Annotated in this window: 25 protein-coding genes; 14 read left to right on the top strand and 11 right to left on the bottom strand. The window is 28.7% G+C overall.

The annotated features are described in order from the left end of the window. Nucleotides 1–23 precede the first annotated feature (23 nt). The 10 genes from HMPREF9131_RS07220 to dnaA all read right to left on the bottom strand — a co-directional run bounded on the left by HMPREF9131_RS07220 (nt 24) and on the right by dnaA (nt 10,535). The gene (locus HMPREF9131_RS07220; protein ID WP_009346184.1) at nt 24–680 is read right to left on the bottom strand and encodes an MgtC/SapB family protein; all 657 of its coding nucleotides are present in this window, start codon (nt 678–680) and stop codon (nt 24–26) included. A gap of 153 nt (nt 681–833) precedes the next feature. Next, nucleotides 834–1,610, bottom strand: coding sequence for a SigB/SigF/SigG family RNA polymerase sigma factor (locus tag HMPREF9131_RS07215; protein ID WP_009346159.1), 777 nt, complete (start codon nt 1,608–1,610; stop codon nt 834–836). A gap of 4 nt (nt 1,611–1,614) precedes the next feature. Further along, nucleotides 1,615–1,962, bottom strand: a complete 348-nt coding sequence (locus tag HMPREF9131_RS07210; RefSeq protein ID WP_009346166.1) for an anti-sigma B factor — start codon at nt 1,960–1,962, stop codon at nt 1,615–1,617. A 1-nt stretch (nt 1,963) separates the two neighbouring features. After that, entirely contained in the window at nt 1,964–2,275 is a 312-nt protein-coding gene (locus HMPREF9131_RS07205) for an STAS domain-containing protein (protein WP_009346171.1), read from the bottom strand. A gap of 8 nt (nt 2,276–2,283) precedes the next feature. Then, on the bottom strand, nt 2,284–4,713 hold the full coding sequence (gene gyrA / locus HMPREF9131_RS07200) for a DNA gyrase subunit A (protein ID WP_009346135.1): 2,430 nt from the start codon (nt 4,711–4,713) through the stop codon (nt 2,284–2,286). A gap of 8 nt (nt 4,714–4,721) precedes the next feature. Beyond that, nucleotides 4,722–6,641: a DNA topoisomerase (ATP-hydrolyzing) subunit B gene (gyrB, locus tag HMPREF9131_RS07195; protein WP_009346138.1), complete on the bottom strand. Its 1,920-nt coding sequence runs from the start codon at nt 6,639–6,641 to the stop codon at nt 4,722–4,724. 8 nt (nt 6,642–6,649) lie between these two features. After that, on the bottom strand, nt 6,650–7,726 hold the full coding sequence (recF, locus tag HMPREF9131_RS07190; protein ID WP_009346191.1) for a DNA replication/repair protein RecF: 1,077 nt from the start codon (nt 7,724–7,726) through the stop codon (nt 6,650–6,652). Next, nucleotides 7,723–7,938 carry an RNA-binding S4 domain-containing protein gene (locus tag HMPREF9131_RS07185; protein WP_004823735.1) on the bottom strand — a complete coding sequence of 72 codons (216 nt, stop codon included), beginning with the start codon at nt 7,936–7,938 and terminating at the stop codon, nt 7,723–7,725. The genes recF and HMPREF9131_RS07185 overlap by 4 nt, the downstream gene beginning before the upstream one ends. Further along, complete coding sequence (dnaN, locus tag HMPREF9131_RS07180; protein ID WP_009346173.1) at nt 7,938–9,035, bottom strand: DNA polymerase III subunit beta; 1,098 nt, start codon at nt 9,033–9,035, stop codon at nt 7,938–7,940. The genes HMPREF9131_RS07185 and dnaN overlap by 1 nt, the downstream gene beginning before the upstream one ends. A 144-nt stretch (nt 9,036–9,179) precedes the next feature. Continuing rightward, a complete protein-coding gene (gene dnaA / locus HMPREF9131_RS07175; RefSeq protein ID WP_009346187.1) occupies nt 9,180–10,535 on the bottom strand; it encodes a chromosomal replication initiator protein DnaA in 1,356 nt (451 codons plus the stop codon). 371 nt (nt 10,536–10,906) lie between these two features. On the opposite strand from dnaA, the gene rpmH reads away from it, so the two are divergent. From rpmH to HMPREF9131_RS07120, 12 genes are all read left to right on the top strand, one after another. Further along, nucleotides 10,907–11,041 carry a 50S ribosomal protein L34 gene (gene rpmH, locus HMPREF9131_RS07170; RefSeq protein ID WP_004823743.1) on the top strand — a complete coding sequence of 45 codons (135 nt, stop codon included), beginning with the start codon at nt 10,907–10,909 and terminating at the stop codon, nt 11,039–11,041. A gap of 6 nt (nt 11,042–11,047) precedes the next feature. After that, a complete protein-coding gene (gene rnpA, locus HMPREF9131_RS07165; protein ID WP_009346178.1) occupies nt 11,048–11,386 on the top strand; it encodes a ribonuclease P protein component in 339 nt (112 codons plus the stop codon). Next, on the top strand, nt 11,383–11,598 hold the full coding sequence (gene yidD, locus HMPREF9131_RS08305; protein ID WP_004823744.1) for a membrane protein insertion efficiency factor YidD: 216 nt from the start codon (nt 11,383–11,385) through the stop codon (nt 11,596–11,598). The genes rnpA and yidD overlap by 4 nt, the downstream gene beginning before the upstream one ends. 15 nt (nt 11,599–11,613) lie before the next feature. Then, nucleotides 11,614–12,348, top strand: a complete 735-nt coding sequence (locus HMPREF9131_RS07160) for a YidC/Oxa1 family membrane protein insertase (protein WP_009346132.1) — start codon at nt 11,614–11,616, stop codon at nt 12,346–12,348. After that, nucleotides 12,332–13,141 (top strand): RNA-binding cell elongation regulator Jag/EloR, encoded by an 810-nt coding sequence (jag, locus tag HMPREF9131_RS07155; RefSeq protein WP_009346193.1) that lies wholly within the window; start codon nt 12,332–12,334, stop codon nt 13,139–13,141. Before HMPREF9131_RS07160 ends, jag begins: the two co-directional genes overlap by 17 nt. A 43-nt stretch (nt 13,142–13,184) precedes the next feature. Then, complete coding sequence (mnmE, locus tag HMPREF9131_RS07150; protein WP_009346140.1) at nt 13,185–14,564, top strand: tRNA uridine-5-carboxymethylaminomethyl(34) synthesis GTPase MnmE; 1,380 nt, start codon at nt 13,185–13,187, stop codon at nt 14,562–14,564. 5 nt (nt 14,565–14,569) lie between these two features. Beyond that, nucleotides 14,570–16,474 carry a tRNA uridine-5-carboxymethylaminomethyl(34) synthesis enzyme MnmG gene (gene mnmG, locus HMPREF9131_RS07145; RefSeq protein ID WP_198002577.1) on the top strand — a complete coding sequence of 635 codons (1,905 nt, stop codon included), beginning with the start codon at nt 14,570–14,572 and terminating at the stop codon, nt 16,472–16,474. After that, a complete protein-coding gene (rsmG, locus tag HMPREF9131_RS07140; RefSeq protein ID WP_009346175.1) occupies nt 16,464–17,159 on the top strand; it encodes a 16S rRNA (guanine(527)-N(7))-methyltransferase RsmG in 696 nt (231 codons plus the stop codon). Before mnmG ends, rsmG begins: the two co-directional genes overlap by 11 nt. A gap of 123 nt (nt 17,160–17,282) precedes the next feature. Next, a complete protein-coding gene (locus tag HMPREF9131_RS07135) occupies nt 17,283–18,032 on the top strand; it encodes a ParA family protein (RefSeq protein WP_009346165.1) in 750 nt (249 codons plus the stop codon). Further along, complete coding sequence (locus tag HMPREF9131_RS07130; RefSeq protein WP_009346194.1) at nt 18,029–18,883, top strand: ParB/RepB/Spo0J family partition protein; 855 nt, start codon at nt 18,029–18,031, stop codon at nt 18,881–18,883. Before HMPREF9131_RS07135 ends, HMPREF9131_RS07130 begins: the two co-directional genes overlap by 4 nt. Next, nucleotides 18,880–19,767 (top strand): PhzF family phenazine biosynthesis protein, encoded by an 888-nt coding sequence (locus HMPREF9131_RS07125; protein WP_009346157.1) that lies wholly within the window; start codon nt 18,880–18,882, stop codon nt 19,765–19,767. The genes HMPREF9131_RS07130 and HMPREF9131_RS07125 overlap by 4 nt, the downstream gene beginning before the upstream one ends. Further along, on the top strand, nt 19,767–20,189 hold the full coding sequence (locus HMPREF9131_RS07120; RefSeq protein WP_009346167.1) for a hypothetical protein: 423 nt from the start codon (nt 19,767–19,769) through the stop codon (nt 20,187–20,189). Before HMPREF9131_RS07125 ends, HMPREF9131_RS07120 begins: the two co-directional genes overlap by 1 nt. 218 nt (nt 20,190–20,407) lie before the next feature. Here the strand turns inward: HMPREF9131_RS07120 and HMPREF9131_RS07115 are convergent, their stop codons facing one another. Then, the gene (locus tag HMPREF9131_RS07115) at nt 20,408–20,740 is read right to left on the bottom strand and encodes a phage holin family protein (protein ID WP_009346147.1); all 333 of its coding nucleotides are present in this window, start codon (nt 20,738–20,740) and stop codon (nt 20,408–20,410) included. Between the two features lie 77 nt (nt 20,741–20,817). Between HMPREF9131_RS07115 and HMPREF9131_RS07110 the strand changes: the two genes are divergently transcribed. Continuing rightward, nucleotides 20,818–21,135 (top strand): hypothetical protein, encoded by a 318-nt coding sequence (locus tag HMPREF9131_RS07110; protein WP_009346146.1) that lies wholly within the window; start codon nt 20,818–20,820, stop codon nt 21,133–21,135. A 63-nt stretch (nt 21,136–21,198) separates the two neighbouring features. Further along, nucleotides 21,199–22,671 (top strand): C69 family dipeptidase, encoded by a 1,473-nt coding sequence (locus HMPREF9131_RS07105; RefSeq protein ID WP_009346170.1) that lies wholly within the window; start codon nt 21,199–21,201, stop codon nt 22,669–22,671. Nucleotides 22,672–22,869: the final 198 nt, after the last annotated feature.

Below are 22,869 nucleotides of genomic sequence, written 5' to 3'. Positions count from 1 at the left end.
CTGGCACTTATTTTTTATGATAATTAATAAATTTTGAAATTATCTATACCTTTTACAGATTCTAAATATTTTATGAAATCTTCTTTTTCTTTACAATCTTTTGCTATAAATTGAAAACTTAATATAAATTTTTCATTATCATAGGTTAAATTGTATGATTCTTTTTCTATCCTTATATTTTCAATATATTTATCTATATAGTTTACTGTATCTGAAATTTTAGACTCAATAATTACTGTATAAACCATATAATGAAATTTCATAAACTCTCCTTTGTAGAGAAATGTTTGTAAAATTAAGATAATAAATGAGGATATTATACCTATAAAATACATTCCTGCCCCAAATGCCATTCCAATTAAGGAAGTTGTCCAAATTCCAGCAGCGGTTGTAAGTCCTGTAACGTTATTATTGTAGACAAAAATTATTCCTGCACCTAAAAATCCTATGCCTGAAACTATTTGAGCCGCAACTCTTGCTGCATCAAATTCTGCAGAATCAGCAAAACCATACTTTGATATAATCATACCTATACATGCACCTAAAGCTACAATTGTATGAGTTCTAACTCCTGCAAATTTATGCCTATTTTCTCTTTCAAATCCTATTAAAAAGCCACATATACAGGCTATTAATATTCTTATAAAAAAATCAAAATAAATATCAATTTTATAATACATTTAATCACTACTTTTCTAATCAATAACCTTATTATAATACATTATAAATTTCTTTGAAACTTTTATATATTAAAAAACCTTAAGATGGGCTTAAGGTTTTTCCTTTATTATTATAATAATCATATATATTTAGCAATATAAAAAATCAATTCATCATACTTCCATAGTTTTTTTAATTTCTTTTCTCATTTTTTCTAAAACTTTTTTTTCTATTCTTGAAACTGTCATCTGAGAAATATTTAATTTTTTAGCTATGACTATTTGAGTTTTTTTATTAAAATATCTGTCTATTAATATAGTCTTTTCAACTTCATTTAGATTTTTCATTGATTTTAGAAGAAAATCTTTTAAATCAATTTTATCAAAATATTTTTCATCTTCGCCTATTAAATCTTGCAAAGACATCTTCTTATCATCACCAGAATCATAAACTATATCCAATGACTGAGGAGTATAAACTTTTGATGCTTCCATTGATTCTATTATTTCTTCAGGACTAGCATTTAAAAATTCAGCTATATCTTCTACTGTTGGTGTCCTCTGATATTCTTGAGATAATTTATTTTTGGCAATCATAATTTTTTTTGAGAGTTCTTGAATTCTTCTAGGTACTCTTATAGTCCAACCCTTATCTCTAAAATATTTTTTGATTTCACCTATAATTGTTGGTGTGGCAAAGGATGAAAATTCATAACCCTTAGTTGGGTCAAACCTATCTACTGAATAGATTAAGCCTATAGAAGCTACTTGATATATATCGTCATAGTCTATGCCTTTTCCTATATATTTTTTTGATAAGATTTCCGCTATATATAAATATTCTTCGATCAATATAGTTCTTAAATCTTGATCTTTTGTTTTATAGTATTCTAAAAAAAGTTCTTTTTTCTCTTCTTTTGTAAGTTTCCTATCTAATTCTTTTATATTCATAAGCTTATAAATTTTTAATTAAATGAATACTCATATCTTGAAAATAAACTTTATCAACTAAGCATTCAATTATAGTTATGGCAAGTTTAAGTTCATCAAAATTATCTAATAAATTTGAATCTATATTAGATATTTGAATTTCTAAATTATCTTTTTCAATTTTAAATTCTATATCTATTTGTGGAGATAGACTTAAAGTTAAACAGATATTTAAACATTCTGTTACAGATATTTTCATATCTTCTATTTCTTCTATATCTCTTTTTAAAGTATTTAATATACCCCCTACAACAAGCCTTACAGAAGAAAAATATATTGCGTTGTTTGGTATAGAATATAATATATTTTCCATCTTAACTCCTTATTTCAAACATTTCGTCTAATTTTGTTATTTTAAATAATTTTAAAATTTGTTTATTTAAATTACTTATGGAAATAGTATTATCGTCATCATTTACAGTTTTCAAAAGAAATATTAAAGCTCCTAGACCTGTAGAGTCTAAATATTCAAGTTTTGAACAATCAAGTTCAATATCAAATTTGTTATCATTATAAGCTTTAAGGGCTTCTTCTTTAAATTTATCTGTTGAATAAACATCAAGTTCTCCTGATGGTATTAATATTAACTTTTTATCTTTTACTAAAGAACCAATTTTAAAATCCATAATTCCTCCTAGTCACCTATATATTTAGCTATGGCTACAATTTTAGAATCATTAAGATTCATGAGTTTTACACCCATTGTATTTCTTGATGTTACAGAAATATCATCTATTAAAAGTCTAATAATAATTCCTGAATCTGCAATTAGCATTATATCATCTGATTTATTTACTACACTTGCTGCACTTACCTTACCTGTTTTTTCACTTATCTTATAGGTGAATATACCTTTACCACCTCTATTTTGAGGTCTGTATTCTTTAAGTTCAGTTAGCTTTCCAAAACCATTTTCAGAAACTGTTAGTAAGTAATTTCCATCTCCTACAATATCTGATGATACGATAGTATCATCTTCATCAAGATTCATAGACTTAACTCCCATAGTGTTTCTACCTTGATCTCTTAATTCATCTGTAGAAAATCTTATAGATTTTCCTTCTTTAGTTACAAGAATTATTTCTTCATCGCCTCTAACCAGATGAACACTTATTAATTTATCATCATCTCTAAGTTTAATACCTATTAGACCATTTTGCCTAATATTTTTAAATTCTTTATTAGATGTCTTTTTAATCAATCCTTTTTCTGTTACCATCAATAGATAATGATCAGGGTCAAATTCTTCAACATTTATTACAGATGTTATTTTTTCACCCTTATCAAGATTTAAGAGATTAACCACTGCTGTTCCCTTAGCATTTCTTCCAGCTTCAGGTACTTCAAAAGCTTTTAGCCTATAAACTTTTCCTTTATTTGTAAAGAATAGTAGTCTATCATGAGTTGAAGTAACAAATAATTCTTTAACAAAATCATCTTCTTTTTGTGTTAAAGCTGTTATACCTCTTCCTCCACGTTTTTGTGGTTTATAAGTTCCCTCTGGCATTCTTTTTATATAACCAAATTGAGTTAATGTAATTATAACATCTTCTTCTTTAATAATATCTTCAATATCAATATCCGATTCACTTGATTTTATTACAGTTCTTCTCAAATCTCCATATTTATCTTTGATTTCTAAAAGTTCAGTTTTTATCAGTTCCATCAAAACATGATTATTTTCAAGAATTTCTTTAAATCTCTTTATATCTTCTAATAATTTATCATATTCATTTTGCAACTTTTCTCTTTCAAGTCCAGTTAGCCTTTTCAATCTCATATCTAAAATAGCTTGAGATTGAATTTGTGTTAAAGAAAATTCCCTATCAAATTTTTCTATTACTTCCTTATCATCTTTTGATGATCTAATTATTTTTATAACCCTATCTATATTATCAAGGGCGATAAATAAACCCTCAACAATATGAGCTCTAGCTTCTGCCTTATTTAAATCAAATCTTGTTCTTCTAGTAATAACTTCAACTTGATGGTCAACATAATATCTTATAAGTTCTTTTAGATTTAAAATTTGTGGTCTTCCATTAACTAAAGCTAGATTAATAATTCCATAAGTTATTTGAAGTTGAGTTTCTTTATAAAGTTTATTTAAAACTACATTGGCATTGGCATCTTTTTTCAGATCAATTACAATTCTTATTCCTCTCTTATTTGAAGAATCTGTAATTTTACTGATTCCATCTATTATCTTATCTTTTGCCAATTCTGCAATTTTCATGACTAAAGCAGATTTATTAACTTGGTAAGGAAGTTCTGTTATTAAAATTTGTTCCCTTCCTTTTTTGGGCTCAACAATTTCTGCAACAGCCCTTACTGTTATTTTTCCTCTACCTGTTTTATAAGCTTTATTTATACCATCTCTTCCCATGATTAAAGCTCCTGTTGGAAAATCAGGTCCTTTAATCACTTCTTGAAGATCACTGATTGAAATATCATCGTCATCAATATATTTTACAATTCCATCTATGACTTCATTCATATTGTGAGGTGGCATATTTGTAGCCATACCAACAGCTATACCAGAAGATCCATTGACAAGTAGGTTTGGAAATCTTGAAGGTAAAATCGATGGTTCTTCTTGGTCATTATCAAAATTAGGAACAAATTCAACAGTATCCTTATTTATATCCCTAAGCATTTCCTCTGCAAGTTTTGTCATTTTGACTTCAGTATAACGCATAGCTGCTGCGCCATCACCATCTATATTACCAAAGTTACCTTGACCATCAACAAGAGGATATCTCATGTTAAAATCTTGGGCAAGTCTTACAGTTGCTTCATAAATTGATGAATCACCATGAGGGTGGTATTTACCCATTACATCCCCAACAAGTCTTGCAGATTTCTTGTAGGAACCTCCTGAAACTAAGTTTAATTCGCTCATCCCATAAAGAATTCTTCTGTGAACTGGTTTTAGTCCATCACGCACATCAGGAAGGGCTCTTGCAACTATTACAGACATTGAATAGTCTAAATAGGAGGAACGCATTTTTTTACTTATATCTACATCAAATATTCCATTTTCAAATTCTTTTGTATCTGTCATATTTCCTCCTATGCATCTATATAATCTGCATATTGTGCATTTTCACTAATAAATTCACGTCTAGGTTCAACTTCTTGACCCATAAGCATTTGGAATGTATCATCTGTTTCATCAAAATCTTCAATATTTACTCTTAAAAGTAGTCTGTTGTCAGGATTCATTGTTGTTTCCCAAAGCTGGTCATAGTTCATTTCACCAAGACCCTTATATCTTTTTATATTAATATTTTTTTCACTCTCATGAGCTTTTAAGGCAAGATTTAATTCTTCTTCATTATGGCAATATCTTAAAATTTTAGAATTTTTTTCAAGTCCATAAAGAGGAGCTTGTGCCACATAAACATGACCATTTTCTATTAATGGTCTCATATATCTGAAGAAAAATGTTAAAAGTAGGGTCATTATATGAGCTCCATCGACATCGGCATCTGTCATGATTATAATTTTATTATATCTCAACTTGCTAATATCAAATTCACCTGAATATCCTGTACCAAAAGCAGTAATCATAGCCTTTATTTCTGATGAATTTAGCATTTTAGCTTCTGTAGCTTTTTCAACATTCATAATTTTTCCACGAAGGGGTAAAACAGCTTGAAATTCAGGATCACGACCATCTTTTGCACTACCACCTGCGGAATTACCTTCGACTAGAAATATTTCACTTTTTTCGCTACCAACATCACTACAGTCAAAAAGTTTTCCGGGCAAAGTCATATCTAAATTATTTTTTGCCCTTGAAATTTCTCTTGCACGTCTAGCTGCATCTCTTGCACGTCTGGCTGCGACAGCTTTTTCTAAAATTACCTTAGATGTTTTTGGATTTTCTTCTAAAAACATAGAAAGTTTTTCAGACACTACAGAATCTACAACACCCTTTGTTTCAGAGTTACCAAGTTTAGCCTTAGTTTGTCCCTCAAATTGAGGATTAGGAAGTTTGACACTTAAGACTGCTGTCATACCTTCTCTTATATCATCACCAGATAAATTTTCTTCTTTTTCTTTTATAAAATTATATTTTCTTCCATAATCATTTACAGTTTTAGTAATAGCTGATCTAAATCCAGATAAGTGACTACCACCTTCTTCTGTATTTATATTATTTGCAAAAGTCAAAACTTCTTCTGAATATGATTTTGTATATTGAATTGCTACTTCTATAGAAGTATTTTCTCTTATTTCGTCAATATATATAATTTCATCATGGATGGGTTCATATTTCTTTTTGCTATTTATATATTCAACAAAAGATTTAATTCCACCTTCATAATGGTAAATCTCATTTTTATTTATTCTTTCATCAGTAAAATCAATTTTTATTCCCTTATTTAGAAATGCCATCTCTCTAAATCTTTTTGAAAGAATATCAAAAGAAAACTCTACAGTATCAAATATCTCAGGATCCGGTGTAAATTCAATTTTAGTTCCAGTTTGATTTTTATCCACTTTACCAATTTCTTTTAAGCTTGAAATAGCTTTGCCTCTTTGAAATTCTTGCGAATAAATTTTCCCGTTTCTTTTTATTGTCGCTTTTAAATGAGTTGACAAGGCATTTACAACTGAAACGCCAACTCCGTGAAGTCCTCCCGATACCTTATATGCTTTGTTATCAAACTTACCACCAGCATGAAGTATTGTAAGTACTGTTTCTACCGTTGATTTTCCTGTTTGTGGATGTATTTCTACTGGTATACCGCTACCGTTATCTTCCACATAACAAGAGCCATCTTTAGTAATAACAATTTTTATATGGTCACAGATACCTGCAAGGGCTTCATCAATAGAGTTATCAACAACTTCATATACAAGATGATGTAGACCTTTTTCTCCGGTAGAACCTATATACATCCCAGGTCTTTTTCTTACAGGTTCAAGTCCCTTTAAGACTTGTATATCTCCTGCATCATAATGTCTCTTTTTTTCTGCCATTATTTCTCCTATTCTTTATTTATATCTTCTATATTGTAAGAACTGATATTTAAATTTTTAAAATAATCTTTAAATTCAGTAGTTGTAATAAATGTCTGTGTATCTTTAATTGAATCTAAAAGATACATAGTCCTTTTTTCATCTAATTCTGAAAAGACATCATCTAATAAAAGTATAGACTTATCATTAAATTTTTTATAAATTAAATCAAATTCAGAAAGTTTAAGGGATAAGACTACACTTCTTTGTTCGCCTTGTGAGCCAAAAGCTTTTGTTGATTTATCATTAATTTTAAAATCTATATCATCTCTGTGAGGACCTATACTTGTATTTTTTCTTTGAAAATCTTTATATTGATTTAATTTTAAAAAATTATAAAAATTCTCTCTTATTTCTTCTTCATTTGACGATAGAGGAATGGTTGAAAGATAAGTAGTTTTTAATCTATCATTTTTTGAGAGATTTTGGTAATGCTTATTCGCATATTTATTAAGCTCTTTTATAGCTATTAACCTCATAATAATTATTTTTGAGCCAATTTTTGACAATTCTCTATCATAAATTTCAAGCAAAGACATATTTTTAGAAATTTTTAAAAGTTTATTTCTTTCCATTAAAATCTTTCTATATTGAGATAAATAATAATCATAAGAAAGATCTATGTTTGAAAGACTCTCATCTATGAATCTTCTTCTATCCGATGGGGAATTTTTTATAATATTTAAATCCACAGGTGAAAATAAAATTATATGTCTTGCTTGTCTAAAATCTTTAGAATTTGTTTTTTGTTCATTAATAAAATATTTTTTTACATTATTTCTTGTGATCTCTATCCTATAATTGTCTTTATAGCAATTATTTTCATAAGTTCCCAGGATACAAGCCTCATTTTTTGAAAAATTTATTAAATCATTATCCCTGGGATTTTTAAATGAATATGCTTTACATGTCATATAAATAGCTTCTAAAAGATTAGTTTTCCCACTTGCATTTTTACCATAAATAATGTTAATTTTGGGACCGGTATTTAATTTTAAACTTTTATAATTTCTAAAATTATATAGACCTATAAAGCTTAGGTTCATTTCTCACCTATTACATATTCTTTATTTTGAAATTCTACAATATCTTTTGGATAAAGTTTTTTGCCACGCCTATATTCAACTTCACCATTAACTTTGCAAAGACCTTCTTTTATAACTTGTTTTGCAAATCCTCCACTTTCAACTAAACCTTGAAATTTTAAAAAGGAATCTAGTTTTATATATTCATCATTAATTATTACTTTTTCTTTCATCATTGTGCTAACCTTACAGGAAGAACTAAATATATATAATCTTCATTATCTTCTTCTTTTATAATGCAAGGATTAATAAAATCAGTTAAATTTAAAATTATATTATCTGTTTCCATAATCTTTATGCCTTCCAAAATATATCTTGAATTAAAAGCTATCTTTAAATTTTCACCAATTTGTGAACAATTTATTACTTCATGAACATTTCCAATTTCAGATTTAGAATCAATATATATTTCTTCATTATTTAAAGTCATCTCTACTAAATTTGCTCTATCTTCTCTTGCAAGAAGAGAAGCTCTTTCAAAGGCTGATTGAAATTCACTTCTTATTACACTTGTTTGAATTTTATAGGAATCTCTTAATAAATTTTCATAGTCAAAAAATTTGCCACTTATTAGAGTTGAATAAAATACTGTATTGCCAAATTCAAAAACTATATTGTTTGATTCCAAATTTATAACTATATCTTTTTTATCATCATCTAATATTTTTTCAAGTTCTACAAAGGACCTTGATGGAACTATAGCTGAAGATGTAAATCCTGTATTTTTATTTATTTTCATTATAGCCATTCTAAAACCATCTAGGGCTACAAAATTTATATGGTCTTGTAAAAAGTCCATATAAACTCCCGTAAATTCCATTCTTGTTTCATCAAGTGATACAGCAAAAGATGTTTTTCTAATTGCTGATTTTAATTCATCTACAGAAAGAGAAAATACTTTATCCTTTTTAATATTAGGAAGAGCAGGATATCCTTCAGCATTTTGAACTGAAATATTAAATTCAGAATTACCACATTTTATATTCATGTTGAAGTTTTCAACCTTTATGAATATATCATCATTATTTAATTTTCTAATAATATTTCCAAATAGTCTTCCGTTAACAACTATTTGACCTTCTTCTTCAACAAGAGCTGAAGTTTCTGTGACAATTGATATTTCTGTATCAGTTGCAGTTAAACTTATTTTATTGTCCTTTGATTTAATCAGAATTCCTTCTAATATCTGCATAGTGGTTCTAGCAGAGATTGCTCTTTGAACTATAAAAATATGTTTAGCTAAATCCTTTCTATTAATTTTAAATTTCATTTTTTCCTCCTGAATAAAGTATATTAATTAGTAATAGTAGTAGGGCTTGTTAATATGTGTATAAGTATCAGAAAATTCCAAATATTAAAAAAGTTTATTTTAATAACTTGTGGATAAGTTACTTATACTTTTATTATTTATTCACTACATTTTTATTTTTTTTATAATATCATTAACTTTAATTTTAAAAACTGGGTCTTCCTGCATATCCTTTTCTATTTTATCATATGCATGAATAACTGTTGAATGATCACGCCCTCCAAATTCTTCTCCAATTTTAGGAAGAGAAAGATCTGTTATTTGTCTAGTTATATACATAGCTATTTGTCTTGGATAAGCTATCTGTCTAGTTCTTTTTTTAGAATCAATATCACTGATTGTAATATCAAATTCTTTGCAAATAACTTCCTTTATAAGTTTTACATTTATAACTTTCTTCTTTTTAGATTCAAAAATATCTGCTAAAACTATAGCTGTATTTTCTATTGAAATATCTCCGCTTGTAAGCTTAGAATAAGCTACAACCCTTGATAAAGCTCCTTCTAACTCTCTTATATTACTTTTTACATTTTCAGCAATATAATTAATTACATCTTCACTAACATCAAAACCTTCAACATTAGCTTTAGATCTTAATATAGCAATTCTAGTTTCAAGATCTGGTTGACCAATGTCTACCACAAGTCCCCAGGCAAATCTTGAGATTAACCTATCCTCTAAAGATTTAATTTCTTTAGGAGGTTTATCTGATGTCAAAACTATTTGTTTATTAGCCTCATGAAGCTCATTAAAGGTATGAAAAAATTCTTCTTGAGTCCTATCTTTATCAGCTATAAACTGAATGTCGTCAATTAGAAGTAAATCTACTTTTCTGTATTTATTTCTAAATTCTTCATTCTTATTTTTTTGAATTGAATTTATTAATTCATTTGTAAACTGTTCACTTGTTACATATAATATTTTCTTTGTGGGGTCCTGATTAATAATAAAATTACCTATCGCGTGCATAAGGTGAGTTTTTCCAAGTCCCACTCCTCCGTAAATAAATAAGGGATTTGAATAAGACTTTCTGGGATCTTCATAATTTTCTGCAACTGCAAGAGAAGCAGCATGGGCAAATTCATTAGATTTACCTACTACAAAAGACTCAAAACTATATTTTGGATTCAATCTAGTGCTTTGAAAATTATCATCAAAGCTATCATTATTTTTATTCAAAACTACATTTTTTGCTTCATCTTCAGAAATAATATTTAGGTCAAAGTCAATCCCTGTAACTTCAAAAAGACACTTCTTAACCAAATCAAAATGCCTCTTGTTGTTTACTAAATAATCTCTTATGAATTGAGATGGTACACTAATTATTATTTTTTTATTTTCATAATCCCAGGATTTAGGCAACATTCTGGAAAACCAAGTATTATATGTAACAGATGACATGGATTTTTTTTCAATATCTTTTAAAAAAAGTTCCCAAATAGTGGAAAAATCATTATCCATATAGCCTCCTGTTAACAATTTAATATTTGTGAATAAAAATAGAGTATAGACTTATCCACAAATGTTCATAAATTGTGAAAAATTTTTATTAAATTTCAAAAAATATTTAATAATATAAATTAAACTGTGAATAAATAAAGAAAACAAAAAATCTATTAAAGTTTTCAACAAGTTATTAACAGACTGTTAATAAATATATTTATTAACAATTTTTAAATTTTCCACAAGATTAAATAATTATCCACATATATTTTAACAAATTTACTATAACTTATCAACAAGCTAACTCTGTTATTAGGGTTAAAATGACATTATTTCTTGACAAATTGCTAATTCATACATATAATTTTAAGGATGAAAGAGGTGAGATTATGAAGAGAACTTTTCAACCAAAAAACAAACAAAGAAAAAGAGAGCATGGTTTTCGTGCAAGAATGAGAACTAGAGCAGGAAGGAATGTAATTAAAGCAAGAAGAAGAAAAGGAAGAAAGAGACTTTCAGCTTAATTTTAAATGGATAGGGATTGTTTTATAAGAAAAAATAGTGAATATCAAAAGGTTTATAGGGCTAAAAAAATATCTTCTTGCAGATATATAACTTTATTTACAAAAAAGAATAATTTAAATATAGCAAGGGCTGGCTTTACTACTACAAAAAAGATAGGCAATGCTTGTAAGAGAAATTTTGTAAGAAGAAGATTTAAAGCAATATATAGGGATTTGTATCCTTTAATCTATAAGGGTTATGATTATGTTTTTGTTGCTAAAAAAGAAGCAGTAGATTGTGACTTTACAGATTTTAAAAAAGACTTTTTGAATGTTTTAAAAAGACAAAGGAAAGTGAAAAATTGAAAAATATTTGTGTGCTTTTAATTAAATTTTACCAAAGGGTTATATCTAGATATTTATTGCCTGGAAGCCACTGTAGATTTACACCGACTTGTTCACAATATAGTATTGAAGCCTATGAAAAGTATGGTTTTTTTAAAGGAACTTACCTTACACTTATAAGATTAAGTAAGTGCCATCCTTTTCACAAAGGTGGTTACGATCCTCTTATCTAAATTTTGGAGGGATAAATGACAAAACCGATTAGTGTTGTTTTAGGTATATTTATTCGTTATGTCTATAATCTTATAGCTCAAATTATACCTAATGAACCTACAAATATTTCTTATTATGCTCTTTCTATTATTATTACTACATTAATTTTAAAGATATTAGTTTTACCATTAACTATATCACAGATGAAAAATCAAAAGAAAATGGCTGAACTACAACCAGAGATAGCAAAGATCCAAAAGAAATATAAAAATGATCCACAGACTCTTGCTATGAAGCAACGACAACTATATAAAAGTGCTAATTATAATGTTCTTAGCGGATGTTTACCAATGATTGTACAGTTGTTAGTTTTATTTGGTTTTTATCGTTGTTTTTATAAACCACAAACTTATATTTTTAGTCAAGCGGGTTTTTATCAAGCAATGAATAAAAATTTCTTTTATATAAGTAATTTAGGAGTTGCTGATAAGACAATGATATTACCAGCACTAGCTGCTATTACAACATTTTTTACAAGTTATTTAGCTACTAAATCTCCAGCAGCAGGAGCAGGTCAAGATCAAGCAAAATCTATGATGAATTCAATGATGGTTGCAATGCCTATTATGATTTTCTTTATGGGTAGAACTTTACAAGCTGAACTAATTATTTATTGGACAGTATCTAATATTTTTGCTATTGTTCAACAACTTGTAGTTAATAATTTTGTAAAAAAATCAGTGGAGGAGTCTAATGAATTACGTAATTAAAACGGGAAAAAATGTCGATGAAGCCGTAAATGAGGCTCTAAAAGAATTAAATATTTCAAAAGAAGAAGCTAATATCGAAATTTTAGAAGAAGCTACAAAAGGATTTTTGGGTATTATAGGTACCAAAGATGCTACTGTAAAGGTCACTAAAAAAGAAGAATCTACAAGTGACATTTTAAAAGAAATATTTGATAATGATATTGAACCAGAGAAGAGCCAAGAACAGGAAAAACCTGAAAAAGAAATAGAAAATAATTTTTCTTCATATGTTGATTCAAGTGATGAAAAAAACACTTCTGATGAAGCAAGTTTAGATTTAGATGAAGAAAATGAAAATATTATAAAAGTTGCCAGGGAGTTTATGAATAAAATTATAAATGTCCTTGGCTTAGAAGCAGACCTTTCTTTAGGTCTAGAAGATAATGTTTTATGTGTAAATATTATAGGTGATGAAAATAAACTCGGAATCATTATTGGAAAAAGAGGCGTAACTCTTGATTCTATACAATATATTTTAAATTTAATTGTTAATAAACACAGTTCAAGATATATAAAGGTTAACCTTGATTCCAGTGGTTATAGAGAAAAAAGAAGACAAACTTTAAGGGAACTTGCCATTAAAATGGCAGATAAGGTAATAAGAAACAATAGGTCCATAAGACTTGAACCTATGAATGCTTATGAAAGAAAAATAATTCATGAAGCACTTCAAGATTACGAAGGTGTTATTACACATTCTGAGGGTAAGGATCCTTACAGAAAAGTTGTTATTCAAAAAGAAAGAAAGTATTGATTAGAGGGACCTTAAAAGTCCCTTTTTATTTTAAAGGAGCTTTATGGATACTTATGACACAATAGCTGCCATTTCAACTGCTGTCGGCGAGGCAGGAATTGCCATTGTAAGGACGAGCGGAGATAATTCTGTTGAAATTGTAGACAAAATTTTCAAGGCTAAAAGCAAAAAAAAGTTAAAAGATAGCGAGAATAGAAAATTTATTTATGGTCACATCTATGACAATGATAAGATTATTGATGAGGTTTTGGCTGTAAAAATGCTTGGACCTCATTCCTACAGTGGAGAAAATATTGTCGAAATTCACTGTCATGGAGGTATTGTTGCTGTAAGAAGAATTTTAAATTTACTTTTAGCTAATGGAGCTAGGCTTGCTCAAAAAGGAGAATTTACAAAAAGAGGATTTTTAAATGGAAGAATTGATTTATCCCAAGCTGAAGCTGTAATTGATTTAATCAAAGCAAAAACAGAAGATTCTTTTGATATAAGCATGAAACAATTAAAGGGTAGCATCTCCAAAGAAGTAGAAAAAATTGAAAAAAATCTTGTAGGTATGCAGGCTCTTATTGTTGCTAATATTGATTTTCCTGAAGATGAGGTTGAAGATGCCACTTATGATGAATTAAAAAGAAGAAATGATGAGATTACTTTAAATATAAGAGAACTTCTAAATAATGCAGGCAGAGGAAAACTTTTGAGAGAAGGAATAAACACATTAATATTAGGTAAGCCTAACGTAGGTAAATCTTCACTTCTAAATGGAATGCTTAAATATGAAAGAGCCATAGTAACAGATATACCCGGAACAACAAGAGATACAATAGAAGATTATATCAATCTAGATGGTTTATTACTTAAGGTTACAGATACTGCAGGGATCAGACAAACTGATGATGAAGTAGAAAAAATTGGTGTTAAAATTGCAAGAGATAAGATTAAGGAAGCTGATCTTGTAATTGTTATTTTTGACTTATCTAGGCCTTTTAATAAAGATGACAGGGAAATTTTAGATTTAATTCAAAATAAAAAAGCACTTTTCATTATGAATAAAGATGATTTACAAGCTAGAGTTAGTGATGAGGATATAAAAGAATTATTAAATGATAGAGATTACCTTAAACTTTCAGTTAGAAATCCTGAAGAAATTAAGCTTGTAGAAAATGCAATAAAAGATATGTTCTTTTCAGGAGAAATTATTCAAAAAGACCAAGTCTATGTCAATAATATAAGGCACATAGATGCCTTAAAGAAAGCTTTGAAAACAATGGAAGAAACAAGACTAGATTTGGAAAATGAAGTTTTTTTAGATTTAGTTGAAGTTAATTTAGAAGAAGCTCTGGAAGAGATTTCAAAAATCACAGGTGAAATTACCACTGAAGATGTTTTGGACAGGGTTTTTAGTGAATTTTGTATTGGGAAGTAGGACTTATGACACAAGTAAAATATTTTGATGCTGGAGATTATGATTGTATAGTAATCGGAGCAGGTCATGCAGGAAGTGAAGCAGGTCTTGCTGCCGCTAGAATGGGCTGCAAGACTTTAATTTTATGTATTAATTTAAATGCTGTAGCTAATATGGCATGTAATCCAAATGTAGGTGGTACTGGCAAGGGTCATTTAGTTAGAGAAATTGATGCTCTAGGCGGAGAAATGGCTATAAACATTGACAAAACTTTTATTCAATCAAGAATGCTAAATACTTCTAAGGGGCCTGCTGTCCATTCTTTAAGAGTACAAGCTGATAAAAGAAAATATCATGAAACAATGAAAAGAGTCTTGGAAAATCAAGAAAATCTTGATTTAAAAGAAGATGAAGCTGTAAGGATTTTAAAAGAAGACAACAAGGTTTGTGGTGTTTTAACAAGAAATGGGGCCAGATACAAGGCAAAAACAGTAGTTTTGTGTTCAGGTACCTACTTAAGAGGTAGGGTTTATATGGGTGAGGTTAATTATTCATCTGGACCGACTGGTTTTGGACCTGCAAATGAACTCTCAAAATCTTTAGAAGAAGATTTTTCTATGAAATTAATGAGATTAAAAACTGGAACACCCGCAAGAGTATTGAGATCATCAATAGATTTTTCCTGTATGGAGGAACAAAGAGGAGATGAGAAGATCGTTCCCTTCTCTTTTAAAAACTATGATAAAGATATGAATATTGACCAAGAGCTTTGTCATTTGACATATACCACAGAAAAATGTCATCAAATTATCAGGGATAACATAAATAGAAGTGCATTAAGCCTTGGAGATATTACAGGAAAAGGTCCAAGATATTGCCCTTCTATTGAAGATAAGGTTACAAGATTTAAGGATAAAAACTCTCATCAAGTTTTTATAGAACCAGAAGGCTTAACTACTGATGAAATGTATATCCAAGGAGTATCATCCTCTTTACCAGTTGAAGTTCAAAATGAATTTTATAAGGAAATTATAGGCTTAAAAAATTGTAAGATATTAAGACCAGCCTATGCCATTGAATATGACGCAATTGATGCAACTCTATTGAAAAGAAATTTGGAACACATGGACTATGAAGGTTTATTTTTTGCTGGTCAAATTAACGGTTCAAGTGGATATGAAGAAGCAGCATCACAAGGGCTTGTTGCTGGAATAAACGCAGCTTTAAAAGTTCAAGGAAAAGAACCCTTTATCATTGATAGGTCCCAAGGTTATATTGGTGTCTTAATTGATGACTTAGTAACAAAAGGCACAAAAGAACCATATAGAATGATGACTGCTAGGGCTGAATATAGACTGACATTAAGACAAGATAATGCTGATCTAAGACTTACTCAAATTGGTTACGATTTAGGGCTTGTAGATGAAGATAGATATAAAAAATACCTTTATAGAAAAGAAAATATAGAAAAGGAACTTGATAGGGTAAGAAGTATCCGAATAAATCCAACTGAAGAAAATAATAATATAATTAGAAAATTAAATTCAACTGAGCTTAAAAATTCTTTAACCCTTACTGAACTTTTGAGAAGACCTGAGCTTAACTACGAAAAACTTGCAGATTTAGACAAAGATAGGCCAAAACTTAGAAAAGATATTATTGACAATGTTGAAATTGAAATCAAATATGAGGGATATATTAAAAAACAAGAGATACAAATTCGTCAATATAAAAAATTGGAGAACAGAGTGCTTTCTAAAGACTTAGATTATAAAAAGATTGATGGTTTAAGACTTGAAGCAAGAGAAAAATTATCAGATATAAGACCGGAATCTATAGGTCAAGCAGGAAGAATAACAGGAGTTTCTCCTGCAGATATCAATGTTTTGTTGATATATTTAGAAAGTCAAAGGAGAAGGCATGACGCTTAAAGATTATTTTATAGATTATAAACTTAATAATGAAAATATAGAAGATTTTGAAAAATTCAGAAAATTTTTATTAGAATATAATAAAATAACAAATATAACAAGAATTGTAGATGAAGATGAATTTAATGTAAAGCATTATTTAGATTCTCTCTCTATCTTTAAGACGGGTCTTATAAGAGATAATATGAAAATATTAGATTTAGGGACAGGCGGAGGCTTTCCTGGTGTGCCTTTAAAATTATATAAAAAAGATCTAGATATCTCTCTTGTAGATTCGTTAAATAAAAGAATTGTTTTTTTAAACAAAGCAATAGAAGAGCTTGATTTAAAAAATATAAAAGCTATACACGCTAGAGCCGAAGAATTAGCCTTTGATAAAGACTATAGAGAAAAATTTCAATTAGTAACTTCAAGAGCAGTTGCAAGATTAAGAACTCTACTTGAATATGCACTTCCCTTTGTAGAAGTTGGAGGCTATTTCATAGCTATGAAAGGTCCAGAATATAATGAAGAAATAAAAGAAGTTTCAAATACCTTTAATATTTTAGGTGGCAAATTAATAGAAGTTATGGAAATTGATTTACCTTTGGACATTAAACATTATTTATTGATAACAAAGAAAATAAAACCAACACCTATGAAATACCCGAGGCAAGGTGGAAAACCAAAAAGTAAACCCTTATAAATTAATAAATGCTCCACGTGGAGCTTAAAAAAATTAATGCTCCATACGGAGCATTTTTTAAATTTTTATCTATTTAAAAAAATTTGTAAATCTGTTATTATTAATATAGAAGTGAGGTTTGAAATGGCGAGTGTATTTACTGTATTTAATCAAAAAGGTGGAGTTGGGAAAACAACTACTGTCGTAAATCTTTCTCATGCCCTTGCAAAAATTGGTAAGAAAGTTTTAATTGTAGATATGGATCCTCAAGGAAATTCCACATCGGGATTAGGATTCTATGATTTTGACCTTATGATATATGACTTTTTGATGGAAAATAATGGCAAAGCCCTTTATAAAACTAATTATGAAAATGTCCATATTATACCTGCAAATAGAGAATTTTCTGGAGTTGAAATTGAACTTGCAAAAGGTGGAGATTGGCAATTTAAGTTAAAAAATGCCCTTGAACCTGTTATAAATGATTATGATTATGTATTAATAGATTCCCCACCATCTTTAGGGATATTATCAATGATGAGTTTGATTGCGTCTAATTATATAATAATTCCTGTTCAGTGTGAATATTATGCCTTAGAGGGAGTAAGTCAGCTTATGGATACAATTAATCTTGTAAAGGATAATTTTAATCCAAACCTTGAAATTGGTGGAGTTTTAATGTGTATGTTTGACAGCAGGACTAATCTTTCACTGCAAGTTGTTGAGGAAGTAAAAAATTTCTTTAAAGGAAAAGTTTACAAAACAATAATTCCTAGAAACGTAAGATTAGCAGAGGCTCCATCATTTGGAATGACTATTCTCCAATATGACCCTCTCTCAAAAGGAGCAAAAGCTTATTTGAACTTAGCAAAAGAGATAGAAGGTGAAGTATGACAAAAAAAAGGTCATTAGGTAGAGGTATAGGAAATTTTTTATCATCTGAAGAAAATATAGCACAAATTATTAATTCGGATAAGGAAAGAAACTTTTTATATATAGATATAAATTTAATTGAAAGAAATTCTGACCAACCGAGAAAAGTTTTCGATAAAAAGTCATTGGATGAATTGGCAGAATCTATAAAAAATTATGGAATAATTCAGCCTTTACTTGTAAAAGAAAATGGTGATTCTTATATAGTAGTTTCTGGCGAAAGAAGGCTAAGAGCAGCTAAAATTGCTGGATTAGAAAAGGTACCTGCAATAATAAAAGATGTTGATGAAGAAATTTCTGATAAGATTTCTTTAATAGAAAATATACAAAGAGAAGATTTAAACCCAATAGAAGAGGCAAAAGCCTTTAGATATTTGTTAGATGAATATAATTTAAAACAGGAAGATTTAGCTAAAGAGATAGGTAAATCAAGGCAATATGTTGGAAATACTATAAGACTTTTAAATCTTGATTCTAGGGTAATTGATTTGATACTAAATGGAGAATTATCCCAATCTCACGGAAAAGCTCTCCTAGCCATAAAAGACAAGGAAAAGCAGTATAAAGAGGCTTTAAAAATAGTTAAAAACTCAATTTCTGTATCAAAAACTGAAAAAAACACTTCAAAAAACAGATATGAAAAGCTAGATATTTTTACAAGAGATATTAAAGATAGATTAAGTTCTCACCTATCTACTAAAGTCAATTTTAAAGGTAGAGGTAAACATAAAAGACTGGAAATAGAATATTATAGTGAAGAAGATCTAGAAAGAATTTGTGATTTAATATTGGGAGGAAATTTAGAAAGATGACTAGATTTTATAATATGTACTTGGTTTCCGCCTTTACAGATAAGCCCTTTAAAGGCAATTCTACAGGTGTAATTATTGATAAAGGAGATTTAACTGAAGAAGAAAAGTTAAATATAGCTAAGGATATTAATCAATCAGTTACAGTATTTATAAGAAGAATGGATACTGGTGTTTATGAAACTAGATTTTATACTCCTCATGGAGAAATAAAACTCTGTGGTCATGCCACAATGGCAACTTTTTATGCAATAGCTAAAAATGAATATATATTACCTATTGAAGAAGGAATAAACAAAATAAAGCAATTTACAGCCTTAGGAAAGGTAAGTGTAGAATTAGAATACGAAAACTATCAGATTAAAAATATCTATATGAATTTGAAGATGAAAAATGAAGAGAAAGTTGAAAATTTGGATAAAGTTTTATCTATTTTAGGTTTAAAAAAAGAAGACATAGGTCTACCCTATGTAGATTGTATGCCTAAAAAAATTTCTACAGGACTTTGCGATATAATAATTCCTGTTAAAAATGAAGATATTTTAAAAAATGTTCAAGTTGATTTTAAAGAAGCAAAGAAGCTTTCCGAAATTGAAGACATAATTTCCTACCATGTATTTACTACTAAAGATGGGATAAATATTCATCAAAGAACATTCTCTCCTGTTATAGGAGTTAACGAAGAAACAGGATCAGGTACATCAACTGCTGCTACTATGTATTATCTTCATAATAATTCATACACTAAATCAAATGTGATATATTCAACACAAGGAACCTATGTGGATAGAGTTTCTAAAGTTATTGCTCAGTACAAGGAAAAAGACGGTATAGTGAGAGTCGGAGGTCGTGCTTATACTTTCATGAACGGGGTTTTAGAAATATAATGAGAAAAAATAAAAAGAAGAGTAATTTGTGGAAAATAATTTTAATTTTATTTTTTGTTATACTTCTATTTGTTGGGACTTCAATAATATCTTCCAGAAATAAATTGGTAGATATTGAAGTAAAAGATGTAGATTATATAGAAATTATTGCAAATAAAAGTCAGGTTATGCAAACTATAAAAAATAATAAAGAAATTAAGGAAATTGTATACTCATTGAACAAACTAAGAGGAAAAAAATCCAACAGAGATACTTCTGCAGATACTATAAATTATATCAATGTTTATTTCAACTCAGGTAAAAAAATTGAATTCGTAAAAAGCGGACAAGTAATTAGAGTTGATAATAAGTGGTATGCTTTAAATAGAAGAAATTCTAAATTAATAGAAAAAATAATAAATAAATATCAAACAATTGATTAAAGTGATCTTTATCAAATATCCTTGGTAAAGATGAGTTTATAAAAATATGGTCTGAGAAATAAAACTTGGACCATTTTTTTATGGGATAAATTTCAAATAAAAATATTTTTTATAATTTCTCACCAAAATAAAAAAAAAGACTCCATAAAAATTTTTTAATCAAAAATCTATGAGCCTTCTTCCATTTTTTATATTTAAAAAATTTTAACTTAAATTTTTTAAATTGGTCTTTTATCTGCAGGAATAAAGATATCAACAATTCCTAAAATTACGGCACCAACAACTGCTCCAATAATAGTAACGTGGAAACCATCAACCAATTTACCTGTTATGAAAAGAATAATTGCAGCTGCAATAAAACCTACACTACCTCTACCAAATGGTGAAGCATCAATTCCTGTGAATCTATTTATTGCCCAGTCAAGTAATCCAATCACAACGGCAGCGCTAATAGCTACACCAAAACTATCAACCTTAAAACCTCCTGGTAGCCATGAAGCCACCAAAATAGCTAGTGCACTTACTAAAATTTTAATAATTAATTTAAACATAATTACCTCCTATAATTTTTATATCCCAAATATAGGTATTTCAAACATTTTTATGTATAATTAATTAAGGTGATACTATGAAATATTATAAATTTGAAGTTTTTATTCCACAAGAAAGTTCCAAAATTTTAATTAAGGCCCTTAATGATAGAGGTTTACTTAGGGATGGTTCCTATGATTATTGTTATTCCAAAACAAGTGTAAAAGGTCATTTTAGACCACTTAAAGGAGCAAACCCCTATATAGGAGAAGTTGGAAAAATAGAAGAGCTTTGTGAAGATAAGTTAGAATTTAGGATAAGAGAAAAAGATAAGGATATAGCTTTAAAGATAATAAAAGAAAATCACCCTTATGAAGTTCCAGTAATTAATATAATTCAACTCTTAGATTTATAAAAAAATTATTGGGAAATATAAATAACAAAATAATTTAATATAAAATTGTGAAAGGATGATATTATGTGTACTACAATTCTTGTAGGCAAAAATGCAAGTTATGACGGTTCTACCCTTGTTGGTCGTATAGAAGATTCAGGTTCAGGTATGTTTAAGGCTAAAAAATTTATAGTTGTAAGCCCTGAAGAACAACCTATAGATTACAAATCTGTTAGAACTGATTGTCAAATTAAATTACCAGAAAAATCTATGGCATACACCTGCCTACCAAACGTAAAAAAATGGAGAGGTGTTTGGGGTGCTTGTGGTGTTAACGAAAAAAATGTTTCAATGACAGCAACAGAAACTATAACAACAAATGAAAGAGTTTTAGGAGCAGACCCCTTAATAGAATACGAAGAAGGAGTAGTTAAAAAAGGTGGTATAGGCGAAGAAGATTTTGTAGTTATAACCCTTCCCTATATTGAAAATGCCCGTCAAGGAGTTGTAAGGCTTGGAAAATTAATAGAAGAATATGGAACTTATGAAAGTAATGGTGTAGCTTTTCAAGATGTGAATGATATTTGGTGGTTTGAAACAATAGGAGGACATCATTGGATAGCCAAAAGAGTACCAGATGATGTTTATGTTGTAATGCCAAATCAATTCGGTATTGATGACTTTGATTTCGATGATGCCTTTGATAAAAAAATAAATTATATGTGTTCTGATGACCTAAAAGAATTTATAGAAGAAAATCATCTTAATAGAACTTTAAATGGTCAATTTAACCCAAGAGAAGCTTTTGGAAGTGACACCTATAATGATCTTTTATACAACACTCCCCGCGCCTGGGCTATATATAGATATTTCAACAGAAATTCTTATATTTGGGATGGTCAAGATGCTGAATTTTTGCCTACTAGCAATAATTTACCATGGTCTATGGTTCCTGAAAAAAAGATAACCATAGAAGAATTAAAAACAGCATTCTCAAATCACTATGAACTTACACCTTATGACCCCTATATGATATATGGTGATAAATCACAAAGCGGAAGATTTAGACCAATTGGCATAAACCGTTCAGATGTTCTTGCTTTAACTCAAATAAGACCCTATGTAGACGAAGAAATAAGCGCAATAGAATGGTTGGCATTCGGTTCTAACGTATTTAATGCAATAGCACCTTTTTATGCAAATATAAAAGATACACCCCAATATCTGAAAAATACTACACTAAAGGTAACGACAGAAAATTTTTATTGGGTAAATCGAATTATAGCAACTATGGCTGATGCACATTTTCAAGAAACAGCAGCAGATGTAGAAGAATATCAAAGTGACATCGCAGCTAAAGGACATTACATCATTAAAAAATATGACAAAAAATTCAAAGAAATTAAAGGACAAAATGATGATGTTCAAAAACTATTAGAAGAAGCAAATCAAGAGATGGCAGATTATTTAAAAGAAAGAACAGATAAATATTTAGATTCAATACTTTACACTGCATCTATGGGTATGAAAAATTCATTCCAAAGGTCAGATGCTTAAAAATTAAAAAATAGAAAATAAAAGGTCAGTTCAAAAGCTGACCTTTTGTGGCATTTGTAAAAGAAGTAGAAACTGTGAGCAAAAATACAGAAAATACTTTGCAAGAAAAATAAATAGGACGCAATTTTATAAAGGTTTGTATAGCTGTTAAAATATTGGAAAATACAGCATTGCAAGACTTACAAAATATAAATCACT

The organism is Peptoniphilus sp. oral taxon 836 str. F0141 (assembly GCF_000179335.1).
Lineage (GTDB): Bacteria > Bacillota > Clostridia > Tissierellales > Peptoniphilaceae > Peptoniphilus_A > Peptoniphilus_A lacrimalis.
This window is presented reverse-complemented; position numbering and strand designations above follow the sequence as displayed.